General features: G+C 45.6%; 16 protein-coding genes and 1 tRNA gene. 7 read left to right on the forward strand and 10 right to left on the reverse strand.

Annotated elements, in window-relative coordinates; translation table 11 throughout:
* Nucleotides 1-35 precede the first annotated feature (35 nt).
* Nucleotides 36-542, reverse strand: coding sequence for a hypothetical protein (locus QUA50_RS01530; protein ID WP_333258710.1), 507 nt, complete (start codon nt 540-542; stop codon nt 36-38).
* A 288-nt stretch (nt 543-830) separates the two neighbouring features.
* Here QUA50_RS01530 and serA point away from each other — a divergent pair, with 288 nt between their 5' ends.
* Nucleotides 831-2,414, forward strand: coding sequence for a phosphoglycerate dehydrogenase (gene serA / locus QUA50_RS01535; RefSeq protein WP_333258712.1), 1,584 nt, complete (start codon nt 831-833; stop codon nt 2,412-2,414).
* 184 nt (nt 2,415-2,598) lie between these two features.
* On the forward strand, nt 2,599-3,489 hold the full coding sequence (gene prmA / locus QUA50_RS01540; protein ID WP_333258714.1) for a 50S ribosomal protein L11 methyltransferase: 891 nt from the start codon (nt 2,599-2,601) through the stop codon (nt 3,487-3,489).
* Between the two features lie 54 nt (nt 3,490-3,543).
* Here prmA and QUA50_RS01545 read toward each other — a convergent pair whose 3' ends face one another.
* The gene (locus QUA50_RS01545; RefSeq protein WP_333258717.1) at nt 3,544-4,137 is read right to left on the reverse strand and encodes a hypothetical protein; all 594 of its coding nucleotides are present in this window, start codon (nt 4,135-4,137) and stop codon (nt 3,544-3,546) included.
* A 126-nt stretch (nt 4,138-4,263) separates the two neighbouring features.
* On the opposite strand from QUA50_RS01545, the gene QUA50_RS01550 reads away from it, so the two are divergent.
* Nucleotides 4,264-5,160 carry a hypothetical protein gene (locus QUA50_RS01550; protein ID WP_333258719.1) on the forward strand — a complete coding sequence of 299 codons (897 nt, stop codon included), beginning with the start codon at nt 4,264-4,266 and terminating at the stop codon, nt 5,158-5,160.
* Between the two features lie 126 nt (nt 5,161-5,286).
* Here QUA50_RS01550 and trxA read toward each other — a convergent pair whose 3' ends face one another.
* Nucleotides 5,287-5,604, reverse strand: a complete 318-nt coding sequence (gene trxA / locus QUA50_RS01555) for a thioredoxin (protein WP_333056552.1) — start codon at nt 5,602-5,604, stop codon at nt 5,287-5,289.
* A gap of 73 nt (nt 5,605-5,677) precedes the next feature.
* On the opposite strand from trxA, the gene fabG reads away from it, so the two are divergent.
* A complete protein-coding gene (gene fabG / locus QUA50_RS01560) occupies nt 5,678-6,442 on the forward strand; it encodes a 3-oxoacyl-[acyl-carrier-protein] reductase (protein ID WP_172188962.1) in 765 nt (254 codons plus the stop codon).
* A gap of 58 nt (nt 6,443-6,500) precedes the next feature.
* Here the strand turns inward: fabG and QUA50_RS01565 are convergent, their stop codons facing one another.
* From QUA50_RS01565 to QUA50_RS01575, 3 genes are all read right to left on the reverse strand, one after another.
* Nucleotides 6,501-6,956 carry an HD domain-containing protein gene (locus tag QUA50_RS01565; RefSeq protein ID WP_333298464.1) on the reverse strand — a complete coding sequence of 152 codons (456 nt, stop codon included), beginning with the start codon at nt 6,954-6,956 and terminating at the stop codon, nt 6,501-6,503.
* 131 nt (nt 6,957-7,087) lie between these two features.
* Nucleotides 7,088-7,528 (reverse strand): NUDIX domain-containing protein, encoded by a 441-nt coding sequence (locus QUA50_RS01570; protein WP_333258722.1) that lies wholly within the window; start codon nt 7,526-7,528, stop codon nt 7,088-7,090.
* Nucleotides 7,529-7,564: 36 nt separating this feature from the next.
* Nucleotides 7,565-8,620, reverse strand: coding sequence for an adenylate/guanylate cyclase domain-containing protein (locus tag QUA50_RS01575; RefSeq protein ID WP_333258724.1), 1,056 nt, complete (start codon nt 8,618-8,620; stop codon nt 7,565-7,567).
* A gap of 552 nt (nt 8,621-9,172) precedes the next feature.
* Between QUA50_RS01575 and QUA50_RS01580 the strand changes: the two genes are divergently transcribed.
* On the forward strand, nt 9,173-10,306 hold the full coding sequence (locus QUA50_RS01580; protein ID WP_333258726.1) for a class I SAM-dependent methyltransferase: 1,134 nt from the start codon (nt 9,173-9,175) through the stop codon (nt 10,304-10,306).
* A gap of 321 nt (nt 10,307-10,627) precedes the next feature.
* A complete protein-coding gene (locus tag QUA50_RS01585; protein WP_333258728.1) occupies nt 10,628-12,331 on the forward strand; it encodes a lipoxygenase family protein in 1,704 nt (567 codons plus the stop codon).
* A 126-nt stretch (nt 12,332-12,457) separates the two neighbouring features.
* Here the strand turns inward: QUA50_RS01585 and QUA50_RS01590 are convergent, their stop codons facing one another.
* From QUA50_RS01590 to QUA50_RS01605, 4 genes are all read right to left on the reverse strand, one after another.
* On the reverse strand, nt 12,458-13,597 hold the full coding sequence (locus tag QUA50_RS01590) for a fatty acid desaturase (protein ID WP_333258730.1): 1,140 nt from the start codon (nt 13,595-13,597) through the stop codon (nt 12,458-12,460).
* An 850-nt stretch (nt 13,598-14,447) separates the two neighbouring features.
* Entirely contained in the window at nt 14,448-15,713 is a 1,266-nt protein-coding gene (locus QUA50_RS01595; RefSeq protein ID WP_333258732.1) for a glutamate-5-semialdehyde dehydrogenase, read from the reverse strand.
* A 4-nt stretch (nt 15,714-15,717) separates the two neighbouring features.
* Nucleotides 15,718-16,122, reverse strand: a complete 405-nt coding sequence (locus QUA50_RS01600) for a hypothetical protein (protein WP_333105204.1) — start codon at nt 16,120-16,122, stop codon at nt 15,718-15,720.
* 249 nt (nt 16,123-16,371) lie between these two features.
* Nucleotides 16,372-16,443 (reverse strand) — tRNA-Gly (locus tag QUA50_RS01605).
* Nucleotides 16,444-16,662: 219 nt separating this feature from the next.
* Here QUA50_RS01605 and QUA50_RS01610 point away from each other — a divergent pair.
* Nucleotides 16,663-16,803, forward strand: coding sequence for a hypothetical protein (locus QUA50_RS01610; protein WP_172188980.1), 141 nt, complete (start codon nt 16,663-16,665; stop codon nt 16,801-16,803).
* The last annotated feature ends 300 nt before the right edge of the window (nt 16,804-17,103 follow it).

The following is a 17,103-nucleotide window of genomic DNA, read 5'->3' on the forward strand; positions in this document are numbered from 1 at the left end:
CAACAGTCAACAGTCAACTGTTAACAAACAAATAACTAAGTCTCTGTATAACCTTGGATATTTTCCGGTTCAAACTGCTGCAAAATATTCGCAGCTTTCCCAGTCAAATCATCAGTACCCTTAACCGCAATCAAAAATTTACCGGCATTCAAACGGTTGCGGTAGGGCAAAGCATCGCCGCTACCAAAAGCCATACCGCCCGCGCCTCCTACAAAAACACTGCCCATCGCAGCGGCGATCGCACCGAGTACGCCGCCGATCGCGTGATCGCCAATTTCCCCCGCCCAGGCAAAAGTCTTCAATTCAGTAATCAAGCTGAAAGTAACGCCAGCAATAAAGCCAAAGGGAATCAGCCAAATAGCCATGAGTTTAGCTTGTTTCTTCGCTTGCTGGTTCGGGTCGATCAAGCCAAATTCATCAGCAGTTTTGTAGCCGCGGCCCAAAATACTCACTTGCTTCATGGGCAAGCCTTCTTTTTCCAGAGCAGTGTAGGCAGCTTCGGCTTGAATTCGATCGGGCAGTACGGCGATAAGATAATTCATTGAGAATAATTCCTGATAGTTAGGCTGAAATAGCCAAAGTCTATTATATCCCGAAAAGACATACTAGCTAAGCAATTGGGGGATTTTAACACGGTCGTAAAGTCCGATCGCCCGCAAAGCTAAAATATTTCACGCAAAAAACGGCCGACCTTGACCGAATACAGATACAATTCAAACTGCACAAAGGCAAGCTTGAGCTGAGCTGTTAGATACTGCTCTAAGTCATAAGTCTCACTTTGATCTCGCCAACGCTCGGTCTATTTTTACTGTTGCACTCAATTGCTTACTATGCCTAAAGTTCTAGTATCCGATCCGATCGACCAAGCCGGAATTGACATCCTCTCCCAAGTCGCGCAAGTTGACGTAAACACAGGGCTCTCAGCCGAAGAACTGGTACGAATTATTCCAGATTACGACGCTTTGATGATTCGTTCAGGCACCCAAGTTACCAAAGAAATCATTGAAGCGGGGAATTCACTCAAAATCATCGGCAGAGCCGGCGTCGGCGTAGATAATGTCGATGTACCCGCAGCTACCCGCAAAGGAATTGTAGTCGTCAACTCCCCCGAAGGCAACACGATCGCCGCAGCCGAACACGCGCTGGCCATGATGCTCTCGATGTCCCGCCACATCCCGGAAGCTAACGAATCCGTCAAAGCGGGTAAATGGGAACGCAACCGCTTTCTCGGCGTAGAAGTTTACAAAAAAACCCTCGGCATCGTCGGTTTGGGCAAAATCGGCTCCCACCTCGCCGCCGCAGCCAAAGCAATGGGCATGAAACTGCTGGCCTACGATCCCTTCATTTCCACCGAAAGAGCCGATCAGTTGGGCTGCCGCTTGGTAGAACTCGAACTGCTGATGCGCGAATCCGACTACATCACCCTGCACATCCCCAAAACGCCGGAAACCCTGCACTTAATTAACGCTGAAGTGCTGTCGAAAATGAAGCCGACGGCCCGCATCATAAACTGCGCCAGAGGCGGCATAATCGACGAAGCAGCCCTCGCAGAAGCCATCAAATCAGGTCAGATCGCCGGCGCAGCTTTGGACGTTTACGAACACGAACCGCTGGAAGCTGATTCCCCACTGCGGAGTGTCGGCCAGAACATCGTGCTGACGCCCCACTTGGGAGCATCCACAGCGGAAGCTCAGGTGAATGTGGCGATCGATGTTGCGGAACAAATTCGCGATGTACTGTTGGGATTGCCCGCGCGATCGGCTGTTAACATACCCGGCATTTTCCCAGACTCGATCGAAAAACTCAAACCCTACCTGCAACTCGCCGAAACCCTGGGCAACCTCGTCAGCCAGCTAGCCGGAGGCCGAGTCGATTACCTCAACGTCCAACTCCAAGGCGAATTGGCCAGCAACCAAAGCCAGCCCGTAGTCGTCGCCGCCCTCAAAGGCCTGCTCTCCCAAGCCCTGCGAGAGCGCGTTAACTACGTCAACGCCAGCATCGAAGCCAAAGAACGCGGAATTCGCGTCGTCGAAACCAGAGACGCCTCGGTTCGCGACTACACCGGCTCCCTGCACCTCTCGGCCAAGGGAACCCTAGGCGAACACACCGTGACAGGTGCAGTGCTCGGCGAAAGCGAAATTCGGATTACCAGTGTTGACGATTTCCCGGTCAACGTTTCCCCCACTCACCACATGCTGTTTACCCTGCACCGCGATATGCCGGGGATTATTGGCAAAATTGGTTCCCAATTGGGCAGTTTTAATGTCAATATTGCCAGTATGCAGGTAGGCCGTAAAATCGTGCGAGGCGATGCGGTGATGGTTTTGAGCCTTGATGACCCTCTACCAGAGGGGATACTGGCCGAGATCCTAAAAGTTCCGGGAATTCGGGATGCTTACACGGTAAATCTTTGACGGATTTTGGAGTTTAGATTTTGGATGCCAGGGCTGATAATTGGTAATGGGTAATCGATCGTTGGTAATTGGCCTGAAAGCGGGAATTTTTCTATTAGCCAATCCTCATTCCTCACTCCCCAGTTCCCAGTCTCCAGTTCCCCTAGGCCAATCTAAAATCTAAAATCTAAAATCTAAAATCGTTATGGCACATAGCTGGTGGGAAATTAGAATTCTTTGCGATCCGGCGCTGGAAGATATCATCTTTTGGCGTCTGGAACGGTTTAACTGTCGGGGAACTGCTACTGAGATCAAAAGCAATTCCTGTCTGATGTCGGCTTATTTGCCCGAAGAACAGGCAGGATTGCTGGATTTGGCCGCCCTGTCTCTGTGGCTGCGCCAAGATGCTCTGTGTGCAGGTTTGCCCCTACCTGCGATGCAGTGGGATTTGATTGAAGAGGAAGACTGGGGCAGCACTTGGAAGGAGCACTGGCAGCCTCAAGAAGTGGGCGATCGCTTTTTAATTAATCCGGCTTGGTTGCCCTTACCGACTGATACCGATCGCGTTATTTTGCGTTTAGATCCCGGTGTGGCCTTCGGTACTGGTGCTCACGCTACTACTCAACTTTGTCTGGAGTCGCTGGAAATGCGTCTCGGTTTTGATGATAAAGAGCACGTAGTTGCGGATATTGGCTGCGGATCGGGTATTTTGTCGATCGGCGCGGTGTTGTTGGGCGCTACAAAAGTTTATGCTTTGGATACCGATCCTTTGGCAGTGCGATCGACCATTAGCAACAGACTGCTCAACCGCGTTAATTCTCAGCAGTTGGTTGCAGAGCTCGGAAGTATCGATCGCCTCAAAGAAATGGTCGATGAGCCGATCGACGGTTTGATATGCAACATTTTAGCAGAAGTAATCATCGATTTAATCCCGCAGTTCACTGCAATTAGCAAACCCACTACTTGGGCCGTGCTCAGCGGCATTTTGCTCGAACAAGCTAAACCAATTGCTGACACTCTCGAACAGCACGGCTGGATTGTCGCTACTCTATGGAAGCGCCAAGATTGGTGTTGTTTTAATATTCGGCGTAGTTAAGAATATGGTAATTGCTAATTGCTAATTCCTAATTTGTAATTTTGAGTTCATCTTTCATCTTTGGGAAGTGAATTTAAATAAATCTCGCACCTGAAAATAAACCGCGCCAGCCCAGTAAAAAGCATTGACAAAAATCAACAATCCTTTACCAGAATAAGAATTAACAAAACCAAAAACGCGGTAAGTTGACAGCATCACTAACAACATTTCCAATAGAGAAACAATTGACCCGTAGTGCTTCCTATCCCAATAAGAAATCGGACTGATAAAACGGTAATTGCTGAACGGAAAAAAGTGGCGGTGAGCGTCGTCATTGTGGACGGGCAAATCTCCCATAGAGTGCAGGATCTTGCTGATAAACAGAATTTGCACGCTTTGCCAGCCAAAGTAATAAGCAATTAGCAAACCAATAACCGCTAGGGGAATTGAATGAAACAGAGCCACAATATTTTGCACAAAAGGCTCATAATATGCTTTTGACCAAATTGTAGCTGGGGGCAAGCGAGCAATGTATTTCGCCCAAAAGTAAAATAAAAATATTGGAATATCCGGCAAAATTCCGCCGATAACAATAATTAGATTAGCTTGCGGCAGTTGCGGTTTGCCGAGAATTGCCAGATTGATAATAGCGTGGCTTGGTGTTTTCATGATTGACGGTTAAAATGGTAAGTAAAACAACTTAAATAAACCGCAGAGAAGCGATCGCGTTTCACTAATGGTAACTATATGGCAACTGCGATACAATTATAAGTTAGGTGGAGAAGACAGTAGATCATGGCACAAATAAACTTTCTTGCTGATTTTAAAGAAATAATTACCCAAGAGCTTTGTAGTTTAGGTCATCCTCCAAAATATGAAGAAGACCTTGATACCGTTTTGACAAGGTATCTCAATTTCTCGCTAAGAATACCACCAACTATTGTATGGACTGTTAAGCAGTCTAAAGAATTGGCTAACAAAAATATTCCACAGGAAATTACATTAGGTTTGCAGGAGTTTATTGAGAAAGCTGAGTCTGGTCAAATATTAAAACCTTATCTCAGCACACAGAGCGATAATCCAAACTACAAAGACCTCATGTTTTACGACTGGGGAATATTTCACTTCCATTTAGGTACTAACCCTCATCCAAAGCGTCAGGGATTTGTTGAACGAACAGACGATCTATTATTTGCTATTGCACACTCCCATACGGCAAGAATGTATTTAATCGATATTCATCCACACCGGGGAGGATTTACAAATCAAGACTTACTAAGAATTCTCGAAGAGAATTGGCCTGAAATAATCGAACCATACGCTCTAAAGGGCGTTGATGGGTTAACATACAATGCCTCTGACAGGGATATTGATAGTCTTCGGAAAGCTAGTATAAATACTGTTCTTCAAACTCCTGGCGGTCGCTTGTTGATACCGATGGGAGGGGGCATCACAGGTGCTGGAACTAGCATCAACATCGGAAGAGAGGCAGATCGCATAATAACTAATGTTTGTCAGCTTGAGGATTTTTTCATCCAGCAACGAGATACCATAGCAGTTTACTTTAACGATAAATATGCCAATAATTGGGATTGTCTAAAATTTAAAGTTAAATCATTTGAAGCACCAGTAAAGATAGAGGAGATAACAACAGGTGAAATTGTCGAATTGCATGGGCTGGGAAGAAGGTGAAGCATTTGGACATCAAACACTTTTGTTTTCAACATAAATTGTCGCCCAAATGCTTCACCCCTACATCTCGCTTAAAAGCTTGAGATTATTTGTTGGAGATGTCTTAATTAAGGTAAAATACCCTAACTACAAGAAAGGTTGCACTCGATCGATCAACTGCGCCGCTTGCATAACTCCCTCAATGCGATCGACCTCAGCGCCATTTTTGAACAACACCAAAGTCGGCAAAGCATAAATGTGATGCTGCGACGCCAACTGTTCGTACTTATCGGTGTCAATTTTGACAACCATCAGCTTGTCTTTCATCTGACCGCTGACTTGTTCCAAAATCGGTGCCATCATCTGACAAGGCCCGCACCAAGTAGCGTAAAAATCCACCAACACGGGCAAGTCAGAGCCCGATAGTAACTCCTCAAAACTGCTGAACTGTTTTTGAACTGCCATAAGACAAAATAATTTTTTGGGTTCTGGCTCGATTTTAGTGCAAAATTCTCTGGTAGATTGCGAGGATACAATTATGGAATTATTACCAGAGACTTTTCAGAGATTGCGGGGTCAAGTTGCTGTCGTGACCGGTGCGTCGCGGGGAATCGGCCGCGCCGTTGCTTTAACCTTAGCCGCAGAGGGCGCTAAAGTCGCCGTCAACTACGCGAGTTCGAGTGCTGCTGCTGATGAGGTGGTAGCAGAAATAGTCGCTGCAGGAGGAGAAGCTGTCGCACTTGCAGCAGATGTCTCGAAAACTGAGCAAGTAGATTTACTCACCAGTAATGTCATGGAAAAATGGGGACGGATTGACATTTTGGTGAACAATGCAGGCATTACTCGCGATACTTTGCTGCTGCGGATGAAGTTGGAAGATTGGCAAGCGGTAATTGATTTGAATTTAACTGGCGTGTTTTTGTGTGCGAAAGCTGCGAGTAAAATCATGCTGAAACAGCGAAGCGGCCGCATTATTAATATTGCTTCGGTTGCTGGGCAAATGGGCAATCCGGGACAAGCTAATTACAGTGCGGCAAAGGCTGGGGTAATTGGATTTACTAAAACTGTGGCGAAAGAGTTGGCGAGTCGCGGGATTACTGTGAATGCAGTTGCACCGGGTTTTATCACTACAGATATGACTAAGGATGTCAAGTCTGATGAGATTTTGAAGTATATTCCGCTGGGGAGATACGGGGAAGTTGAGGAAGTTGCGGGGATGGTGAAGTTTTTGGCGGCAGATGCGGCGGCGGCTTATATAACGGGGCAGGTTTTTAATGTGGATGGGGGGATGGTGATGGCTTAGGATTTGATTTTTTAACCGCAGATGCACGCGGATTAACGCGGATATTTGCGGTTAATAATTATTTTAGGGCGGCACGCAACTGACTGAGGACTTTTTGGTATTTTGCAATGCGTTGAAAATCTGCCTCTGTGGGATTGGCGATGCGACGCAGATCGAGGTTATGAGTAACATCAGCGATTTTGACTCGCAGTGCGATCGGGTTAGCAATCACACGCTCTAAATAAGCTGCATAAGCTTCTCCTTCTATTTTGGTAATCGCCTCGATCGCCTTTACTAGAACTTCAGGAAAACCTTCGTTTCTAAGTTGGTCGAGTGTAAGTTCAGAATCTTCGACAGCATCGTGTAGAACCGCTACGATTTTCTCCTCTATAGAATTTACATTTTCCATCACAAATAGCGGATGGTCGAGATAGGGATTGCCTGCCTTATCAACCTGCCCCTCATGAGCTTTGGCTGCGATCGCGATCGCCCGCTGTAGTAATAATTCGTACTCTGAGTTTGTATTTGACAACATAGTAAAGAAGTTCTCTATTATAGTTTCATCCCCCTCCCGGAGAACAGCTAAGTAGTCGGACATAAATAGGACTTACGCAAGAGAGTATTTTTTCATTGTCTATCTATGGTGTAAGCTACGCACTCCGCACCCTACATACACAGGTTATTTGATTTTAAATATTCTTGCAACAATTTCCAAGCCATTTGAGTACCCTCCCCTGCATTGACTTTCTCGAAATCGACATCTTTTCTCAAAACTACAAAACCCACACCTTCTTGAATTTCAATTTTTTCAATATTGCTAACTTTTGCTAAAAATAGGTGATTTTTTTGGATAAATTCGGGATGGTTGTTTTTTATGTAAAGAAAAGTTGTGATAAATTCAACTTGGCAATCGCTTTTTAGGCTGGTTTCTTCCTCCAATTCTCGGACTGCTGCTTGCTGTGGAGTTTCTCCACTGTCCACGCCACCACCAAAAGTAGAAAGCATTCCTTGGCTGGCAATACCGGGAATATTATCTCGCAGTTGTGCGACTATCTGACCGTTCGGGAGCATTATAAAAATGCGGACAATTGAATTGGGAATATTCATATTATTGAAGAAATAACCAAACTCCAAAAAGTTGCTCTACAGTTTTTTGATGTGACTCCAAATTTTCCCTATCCAATTGTACGCAATAGCATACAAAGCACGCATTTTTTTGACCAAACTTTGCCAAATAGATTTTTCTTTGACCTCGGAAATCTCTTCAATTTCCACGGGCAGCGGTGGCATCCCGACTATTTCATACAGCGGATATTCGCCACTTTTTCCCGGAATTTCAACTAATACGCGCCGATCGACGATCGCCAATTCTTTCACTTCCTGATAAGTCTCCTCGGAAATTAGTAAACTCGTTCCTACTTGCTTATTAGCCGCCTCGATCCGGCTGGCCAAATTCACCGCATCTCCGATCGCCGTCACCGTCTGGCTATTCGACGCGCCCAAATTACCCACCACCACCCAGCCGCAGTGAATCCCAATCCCAATCCGCAATCGGTGACGGTATAAAGTCTCAAAATAGGGATTGAGTTTCTCTAGTTCCTCCAGCATCTCCACCCCAGCCCTCACCGCTTGTTGGGCCGCCTTGTCTGAATTTTCCAACCCAAACAGCGCCATAAAACCATCTCCCATGTAATTATTAATCATCCCGCCGTTGCGGTTGATAACATAACCCATTTTTTGGAAATAGCGATTTAAAACATAAATTATATCGTAGGGCAACAGCGATTCTGCAAACGCAGTAAACCCTCGAATATCGGCAAACAAAATTGCAATTTTCTTCTCTTGACCCACAGGAGTAGAAATCAAGTTTCCCGCCATTTCGTCGTTAAATGATTCCAAGTCTTCAGAATCGATCGCCAATCGGCGCAAAATCACCTTGCCCCCCGCAACCTGTGTCTGACAAGCCAGCCTAATTTCCGGTTCTAAACGCAATTTTTTGGCAAGTTCCTCTTCCGGCGAAGTGCGGGGAGAACAAAATTCCAAACCTTCGACAATCAATACCCGGCAAGTCGAACACCGGGCGCTACCGCCGCAGATGTGGGTGTGGGGAATGTCGGCACGCAGGGAAGCTTCGAGAATTATATCGTCGTCGTCTATCTCGATCGTGCGATCGTCCGGCAGATAGTGAATCTGTGGCATATGTGGCGCGTCTAGCTAATTAGCGAGAAATCTCGCGGACATCTGTTATTGCACTGAACCTGTATGCAAACCCGGTTTCTGGGCATTTTTTCTGTATCCCTGATTCCTTAACTATAAGTCGCGATCGGCACTTGCTTCTCGTTTCCTCACCTCAAGCGCCCAACTGACACCACTGTAAAAAAAGAATGCAACTCTAGGCAAGAGTCCCACTCTTAGCCGATCGTTCATTCTCAATTCTTAAATCTAAAATGGTATAACGGAACACTAAAATTTTCATCTCACCCTGAAAATACCCCAATTCAAGCTGTGGAGTTAATCTCAAATCTCAAATCTCAAATCTCAAATAGACTGACATAATTCTTAATAAAATTAATATCACCCAAAGCCCCATAAATCCGTTATCAAATCCCCTTGAACCGCCATATGTTTTTAGGATTTTGGGAAGTTTGACTGTGCAAACCTGACTTGACAATAGTTTCAGCTTTTTTGCTCTCTAACAACCAGCTAATTTTCGTGAGATAGAATAGCAGCATCTTTAAAACCAATATAACCATGACTTCATCAACAGCCCTACAAAACATCGAAAACCACATTCCCATCGTGGGAAATATCCATACCAAAAGTCCGATCGCCTACGGAGCAACCCGCCTCGCAGTCAGTGCAGTTAACACGGTGCAAATGGCAGTAGCAGAGTCTTACATCAACGGATTAGAAGTCGCAGATTCAGTATTGCGATCGCTTTTTGATACCTGTATGCCCGTCTTTTTTAAGCATTTCCCCTCCCTGCTTGCACCCTACGAATGGGTACTAACAGAAACAGACCATACAGCCGAAGGGCCGCGGGATTTAATGAAGATTCAGTACGACTTACCTCAAGCAATGCTGAATCCGATGTTAGGCGATGGAAAACTTATTTATCCTAAATACAGCATGGGATTGTGGGAAAAAGGAGCAGCCAACCTTGAACAAGCGCAAATGCAGATGATTGATGATGTGATTGAGAAGCTAGAGATTCAAGATGGCGACAATATTTTAGACTTTGGTTGCGGCTGGGGTTGCGTTCCCAATTACATTCTTTCCAAATTCCCCAATGTCCAGTTTACTGGCATTAACCTCAGCCACCACCAATGCGAGTATATGCGTCAGAAGATGCAAGACCCCGAAAGCTACCTTAGTTCAGGTCGATTTACCCTATATGAAGGCGATTTGAACGACGCCAACTTCGAGACAAAATTTGACAAAATTCTCTCCATCGGAGTTTTTGAGCATATAGGCAATTTAACGAAAGCTTTCCAAAAGCTAGAATCTTTCCTGAAGGATAACGGCAAAGTTTTCATTCACATCATCACAGTTCGCACTCCCAACAATATATCCAGCGTTTTCACCCACAAATACATTTTTCCCCACGGCCGTTACTGGAAATATGATGCAATTCCCAGCCACAACAAAGACCTCAAGACCATTAAAAGATGGTATCTCAACGGATACAATTACTCCACAACGTTTGCTAACTGGTTGAAAAACTTTGACGATTCTCAGGAAATAGTCAAAGATTTGGACTACGGCATCGACTCTGCCAAATTTCGCCGCATCTGGCGGTTTTACTTGATTTGGTTTGTGTCTAATTTCGCGAGTTGCGAGGGCGAATATAACGGCAACGGTCAATATTTAATGGTTCGTGCCTAACCGCTAATGAGTAGACTCAGCTCAAAAAACCGAACTCCCCGAACCCCGACATCTCAAAGAAGTCGGGGTTCTTGAGTGCGAGCTACTTATCGGGAGGATGAAACCTTTCAACATAGATTTAGGGCGATCGAGAAGTGTTGCCTTCTTTTGAGGAATTTTTCTGAGCTTTAAAAAATCCGGAATAAGATTATCGATCGGTGAATAAGACCTATATCAAGCGTGAGCCTGCACAATACTTTTTAAATTCCATCCTCGATCGGTAGTGATGATCTCCGATATTTTACTACAAAAAGAGAGTTGATTTATACAATGGTAGACAATATGAAACCTTCTCTTCCTCAAGACGACCCGAACCAAAAACAGCGTCGCGATTCCTTGAATCGGCAGCAACAAGCTTATCAGTTTGACTTTGAGAGTTTATCACCTTTGGCATTATTGAAAGATGTGCCACCAGTCGAGAACTTTTCGAGCAAGTATATTGGAGAGCGGATACTAGCAACATCGGAACTTCCAGGAAATATGCTGGCGGCCGATTCGAGAAGTTTTCTCGATCCTCTCGACGAGCTCCAAGACTATGAAGATTTCTTTACTCTGCTGCCGCTACCTGCTGTTGCCAAAATCTACCAAACCGATCGCTCTTTTGCAGAACAGCGCCTGTCTGGAGCAAATCCGATGGTGCTTCGTTTGTTAGATGCCGGCGATCCTCGGGCGCAAACACTGGCACAAATTTCCAGCTTTCACCCGTTATTCGATCTGGGCCAAGAGTTGCAGCAAAAAAACATTTACATTGCCGATTATACGGGTAGCGACCAACACTATCGCGCGCCTTCAAAAATAGGAGGCGGCAGCTATGAAAAAGGCAGAAAATTCTTGCCAAAACCGCGAGCTTTTTTCGCTTGGCGGTGGACGGGAATTCGCGATCGCGGTGAACTGGTGCCGATCGCCATTCAACTAGATCCGACCCCAAATAGCCATCTTTACACCTCGTTCGATCCTCCTGTGGATTGGCTGTTTGCGAAACTCTGCGTGCAAGTAGCAGATGCCAATCACCACGAAATGAGTTCGCATTTAGGTCGAACTCATTTGGTGATGGAACCAATCGCGATCGTCACCGCCCGACAGTTGGCTAAAAATCACCCCCTTAGCCTGCTGCTGAAACCGCACTTTCGGTTTATGTTGACTAACAACGAGCTGGCGCGTTCTTATTTGATCGCTCCGGGCGGGCCAGTCGATGACTTGCTAAGCGGTAGCTTGCCAGAGACAATGGAAATAGCTAGAGAGGCTTGCAGTAACTGGAGTCTGGATCAATTTGCCTTCCCAACCGAACTGAAAAATCGGGGCATGGACGATCCAAATCAACTGCCTCACTATCCTTACCGAGATGATGGATTGCTGCTGTGGAATGCGATCGAAACCTTTGTCTCCGCCTATCTCAAACACTTTTACCCGACGCAAGAGGCGATCGCAGAAGATGTGGAACTGCAAACCTGGGCACAAGAATTAGCCTCTGATAACGGCGGTAAAGTCAAAGGAATGCCCAGCAAAATCGACACAGTTGAACAATTAATTAAAATTGTCACAACTGTAATTTTCACCTGCGGCCCGCAGCATTCAGCAGTCAATTTTCCCCAGTACGAATACATGGCTTTTGCCGCCAATATGCCCTTGGCAGCCTACCGGGACATTCCCAAAATTACCGCTTCTGGCAATCTCGAAGTGATTACAGAAAAGGATATTTTACGGTTGCTTCCTCCGTACAAACGAGCGGCTGAACAACTGAAAATTATGTTTACTTTGTCAGCTTATCGATATGACCGTTTGGGTTATTACGATAAATCTTTCCGAGAACTCTACCGGATGAGCTTCGACGAAGTTTTTGCGGGAACCCCGATCCAACTTTTAGCCAGACAGTTCCAGCAAAATTTGAATATGGCAGAACAAAAGATTGATGCTAACAATCAAAAACGAGTAATTCCTTACATTGCTCTCAAGCCTTCGTTGGTACTCAATAGCATCAGTATGTAGGAGTGTATTTTTGGGGCAGGCGAGACGCCCAACCCCTACTCCCCACAAAAAAATTCATTCTTGGTGGAACAGGCCCAAAAGCCTGTTCTTCAGCATAATTCAAGATGTTAGTTGCAATGCGAATTCTCAGCTTTTATAGTCTTCAACAATCGAGCAATTTACAGACATTGTTCCAGAGGAATCAGTGAAGGTAACTTCATCTTGATAATGCCGGGGTGTTTCCACCAGCAACCGCCAAGCGTCGCCAGCATTGATTAAATTCATGCGATCGGGATAGTGAATTTGCAACAACTCTTGCACCATCGGATAATAGTCTGAGTTGATGCTGGGGAAAATATGATGTTCTGTGTGGTAAGAAAAATTCAAGTGCAGCAGGTCAAATATTTTAGGAACCCGCACAGAAGCACTGTTGATCAGCGGGTCATTAATGGCGGTCATCCGGCAACCCATGTGGTTGGTATAGATGTAAAACATTGCGCCTGCATGACCAATTGCGATCGGCAAAAAGTAGGCGAGGGCGATTTTGAGCGGATGAAAATTTAGGTAGAATAAAATGCTCGCATGAATTGTTAAAATTCCTACACATTCAAATGCGATTGTCAATCTATCTTTAAGACTAACTGTAAAGGCAGCAGGTACGTAATCAACAGATTTATCGTTAAATAACAGTACCGAGGTGAGATTGCGGAAATTATGCACTAACCACGAACCCGCCATCCCTACAATTAACCACACCGGGTTGACTTCCACCGACGGGACAAACAAATTTTGAATCCATTTTCCCCAAGTATCTGGTTGCTGGTACAGATAGTTGCGATCGGGGTCTGCCAAAGAATTCGTGTTATTGTGATGTACGAGGTTGTGCAGATTTTTCCACTGAGTAGGTGGCATAAACAGCATACTTAGTCCCAAAAAGGCGATCGGATAAGTGAGGCGCGACTTTTTCTGAACGCTACCGTGCATCAAATCGTGGGAGCTAAATAGCAAAACTATGATACTATTGCCCATGATGACGGCTAAAGGTAAGTAAAGCCCTAAAAGATAGACAGGCCAGCGATCGAGATTATCGGCAATTCCCCATCCTAACAATAAAATCCCGATATTTATCAGCAGTATCCCTAACTTGCTGGAATTCGCTTCAAAGGCTTCTGATGGCAGCAGCGGACGCAATTTTTTAACATATACCGAGTGGTGAATTAGCGTTTCTTTGCCTAAAGTCGGCGTTGCCGTCTTGTCTAGAGTATTGAGTGATTTTTCTGATTTCATGCGATCGCTAAGAGGATTTTGAGGTGACTTAATAAGTTTCTAAATTGAATTAGATCCCGTACCAGATTTTAGATTGAACCCACACATAAATCCGGCGGCTTATTGTTGTCAGGATGCGGAGATTTTATCTGTCTCCACTGCGGCTATCCGGGAGCTTGCGATCAAATTGCTTGAGAGCGAGGCGGCCTGATTGTTCTACCAAGATATTATTGTATCCTATAAAAACATTTTTGGAACAACAATTAAAGGCTTACGCATCGATAATAGTCTCCCACTTTTTAGTTGGGTTTAATCCCAATAACCAATCCTAAATAATCTATAGCAATCCTAAATTATTTGTGTAATTATTGTAGGGACTCTCCCCACGCCCGATTGCCCCGATGCAGGCTGGGGTAGGCACTATTAGCACGACCCCTACATATTTTTAGGAGCGCGAATTAAATAACTTACAATGGGAGCATCTCATTGAAAGCAGGCAAGCTAGAAATTGGAGTTTTGAGGCAGGAGGCAGGAGGGAAGAAGGAAGAGGAAGAAGGAAGAGGAAGAAGGAAGGAGCCAGAAGAAGTGTTTTTACAAATATGAGATGCTCCCCTTACAATTTTTATTGTTATTGTGGGATGGGCGTCCCGCCCGTCATGAGTGGACGGGCGGGACGCCCATCCCACTTTCAAGAGTGCAAGTTATTTAATACTCATTCCTTACTGATGCGAGGATTGCTATATACAGCGGATTCCAGGTTTATAAAGTACACCCCAGAAACCGGGTTTCTTCTGGATTTCTCGCCAGAAACCGGTTTTATTCAAGAAACCCGGTTTCTCTGTACTTCACTTACCTGGAAAGTGCTGTAAGATTAAAAAAGTCCGTTTCCCTGAACAATTTCTTTAATTGTCGTCAGCGTATCTAACCCGATCAATCCCCGACGATAACCTTTTTGGTTGGACATTCCCAAAAATATCGCATCTCCCCGATTTTGATAGCGCCAAAATCGAGGCGAGGCATTAATAAAAGTTGAGGCGCTGTTAACATCTAGAGCAAATTGGCGACTTTCTAAGTAAGATTCAGTGGCAATACAGTCAGCGTGACCGCTGCTGTAGCGGTTGATCCAGCCGATCGCAATCTCTAAACTATCGACAACTTTAAACGCTATGGTTTTGTTTAAATACGGTTGAGTCCACTCGTATGTTTCAGCCAGCTTCAAGTCTGGGAAATCTGCGACGAGATCCGCATCGCCGCTAATTTGAAAGCCTTTTTCTTTTAAACTGTTCCACAGCCTGACTAAGGAAGAAGGCTTTTGGTTGCGATCGATCAGCACTTTCTCGATCGCATTAACAGGATCGGGAACGCTTTGATGGCTGTCCAAAATCATCCACCTTGCCATCTCCAAACTGCCAGTCGGCGACCAATAAAGGTAACAATTTCCCATTGCCGACCTCAAAACTGGTGCTGTACACAGCCTTACCACCTGCTGCACCAAACTTGGTCTACCGTAGGGAATAATTAAATTGAGATATTGGTCTTGAGTGACCAATTCTCTGATCGAAGCGCCCCGATCCGGCGGCAGTACCTGCAAACATCCCGATGGCAAACCGACCTCATCGATCGCCGACACCAAAGCTTCCCCAATTACAGCATTAGTTTGCCAGCTTTCGCTGCCGCCTTTAAGAATCAAACTGTTAGCGCTTTTGAGAGACAAACCCGCGGCGATCGCCCCCAACTCTGGAAACGCCTCGTAAATGAGAGCGATCGCCCCCAGCGGTAGCGACTGACAGTACACCTGACACCGATCGACCTGATAAGAAGCATTGATCACCCTGCCGATCGGATCTGGCATTTCCCCCAACCGTTCCAGAATTTGCACAGTTGTCTTGATCCGTTCCGGCGTCAGCTTCAGCCACTCCACAATCAATTCGGGAATCGCCATGTCCCGACTCGCTTCTAGATCCAGAGTATTTGCTTCTAAAATGTCATTTTGTCTGCGTTTCAGCGAGCCCGCCATCGCCTGCAAAGCTGCCGCGCGATCGGCACTTTTTGTCGCCGCCAACTCCAAAGAAGCTTGATAAGCGCGGCGCGCGACATTTGCCGCATCTGATGAATGACTAAAATCCTGTATTATCATCTAGCTAACGCCTATAAGCCAGCCATACCATCAGCGCCGGCAGCATTGCTAGCAGCACCGCGACCATTGCCCACAGAATAATATTCGGGCCCGGCGAGTGTAGCGCCAAGGGCAACCAAATCACTAGGGGCACCAATATCATACCCAAAGCCAGTGGCAAGTAATGGGCCTTCAAACCCGGATGCGCTCTGTTCCACTGGTGCCCCGTCCACCGCCAAGCCTGCTTGTAAGGATAGTTCGTTGATAGTTGCTCGATCACGTATCCACTTTCGTCCAATACAAATATTTGTTGACAGCGGTTGCAGCCAAAGGCTTCTGTCAACGTTATGGGAACTAGACGACCCCGGCGTCGGCAAGGACAGGGGTACTCATCGTTTAAGTCAATCTTGGGAGCTTTTTGAGATGGCACTAGCGATCGGATAAAAAAAGCGTTTTTGCAAAAATAATCGTTAACATATCCACTTAATCAAACTTGTCAATTCCGCCAAAGCGAGGCTTTCAACTGCCTGTTCCGAGATATTGCCCGATCGGCAATTTTGACTTGCAAGTTCTGCATTCAATCTTACCACTAACTTAGGTATTTTCAACCATCATTAGGACTATACCGAAAACTTTCTCGATATACTTTCCGGTTTCCTTGATTTTGTTTATCTTCTAAAGCGGGTGACGCGATTCGAACGCGCGACATTCACCTTGGCAAGGTGACGCTCTACCACTGAGCTACACCCGCATTTCCTGCGGTATTAACAATATTGTCTCAATTCTCTAAATTTGTCAAGTCTTTTTAGTAAGTTTTTTTTTCACAAACCCAGTAAACCCCCCAAACCCACTCCCCACCTGCAATTTCAGCAGCCCGACCGTTAACCAAATCAGTAATTGCCGTGAAAATTGACCGCCATCCGCCCACGGCAAAGCTACAATCAAGCTGGAATTGTGGGAGAACACTGTCATGTCAGATTTAAATCGCGGAATCATGAAGTTCAAGGGAGCTGACAGTCCTATAGCGATCGCCATTTCGGCGATTGTCATTGCCGGCGGAATCGGCTTCTTGATCTGGTGGGCGCTGCAATCAGCCTACACCTTCAGCTAACAGACTACTCAAACGTAAAACTTATCAGGCATTGCTCAGAAGGCAGAATTTAAGAAAAATTCTGTCTTTTGCATTTTTTTGCCCTTAGTCTTGAATTTATTGCCCAGGAATGCGGCTCCATTGCTGACGATCGAATGATTGCCATAAATCACCCGATCGGGCGAGTCGCTAGCACGATCCAAGATGACAAGCGAATTTCAAAGGTGGTACCCGCCACGTGATTTAAGCTGCTACGCAGCTAAACCGGATAAAATAGCATTGCCTTTATTTTTGATTTTTCGATCCCATTTAATAACCAGT

It is taken from the genome of Microcoleus sp. M2_D5 (assembly GCF_036701935.1).
GTDB lineage: Bacteria > Cyanobacteriota > Cyanobacteriia > Cyanobacteriales > Microcoleaceae > Microcoleus.

Bases quoted from the DNA above. Each gene is read 5' to 3' on its own strand.
- QUA50_RS01530 (WP_333258710.1), bottom strand. From the start codon at position 542: ATGAATTATCTTATCGCCGTACTGCCCGATCGAATTCAAGCCGAAGCT.
- QUA50_RS01545 (WP_333258717.1), bottom strand. From the start codon at position 4,137: ATGAAAACACCAAGCCACGCTATTATCAATCTGGCAATTCTCGGCAAA.
- QUA50_RS01580 (WP_333258726.1), top strand. From the start codon at position 9,173: ATGACTTCATCAACAGCCCTACAAAACATCGAAAACCACATTCCCATC.
- fabG (WP_172188962.1), top strand. From the start codon at position 5,678: ATGGAATTATTACCAGAGACTTTTCAGAGATTGCGGGGTCAAGTTGCT.
- QUA50_RS01610 (WP_172188980.1), top strand. From the start codon at position 16,663: ATGTCAGATTTAAATCGCGGAATCATGAAGTTCAAGGGAGCTGACAGT.
- QUA50_RS01550 (WP_333258719.1), top strand. From the start codon at position 4,264: ATGGCACAAATAAACTTTCTTGCTGATTTTAAAGAAATAATTACCCAA.
- QUA50_RS01570 (WP_333258722.1), bottom strand. From the start codon at position 7,528: ATGAATATTCCCAATTCAATTGTCCGCATTTTTATAATGCTCCCGAAC.
- QUA50_RS01590 (WP_333258730.1), bottom strand. From the start codon at position 13,597: ATGAAATCAGAAAAATCACTCAATACTCTAGACAAGACGGCAACGCCG.
- serA (WP_333258712.1), top strand. From the start codon at position 831: ATGCCTAAAGTTCTAGTATCCGATCCGATCGACCAAGCCGGAATTGAC.
- trxA (WP_333056552.1), bottom strand. From the start codon at position 5,604: ATGGCAGTTCAAAAACAGTTCAGCAGTTTTGAGGAGTTACTATCGGGC.
- QUA50_RS01595 (WP_333258732.1), bottom strand. From the start codon at position 15,713: ATGATAATACAGGATTTTAGTCATTCATCAGATGCGGCAAATGTCGCG.
- QUA50_RS01585 (WP_333258728.1), top strand. From the start codon at position 10,628: ATGAAACCTTCTCTTCCTCAAGACGACCCGAACCAAAAACAGCGTCGC.
- QUA50_RS01565 (WP_333298464.1), bottom strand. From the start codon at position 6,956: ATGTTGTCAAATACAAACTCAGAGTACGAATTATTACTACAGCGGGCG.
- QUA50_RS01575 (WP_333258724.1), bottom strand. From the start codon at position 8,620: ATGCCACAGATTCACTATCTGCCGGACGATCGCACGATCGAGATAGAC.
- prmA (WP_333258714.1), top strand. From the start codon at position 2,599: ATGGCACATAGCTGGTGGGAAATTAGAATTCTTTGCGATCCGGCGCTG.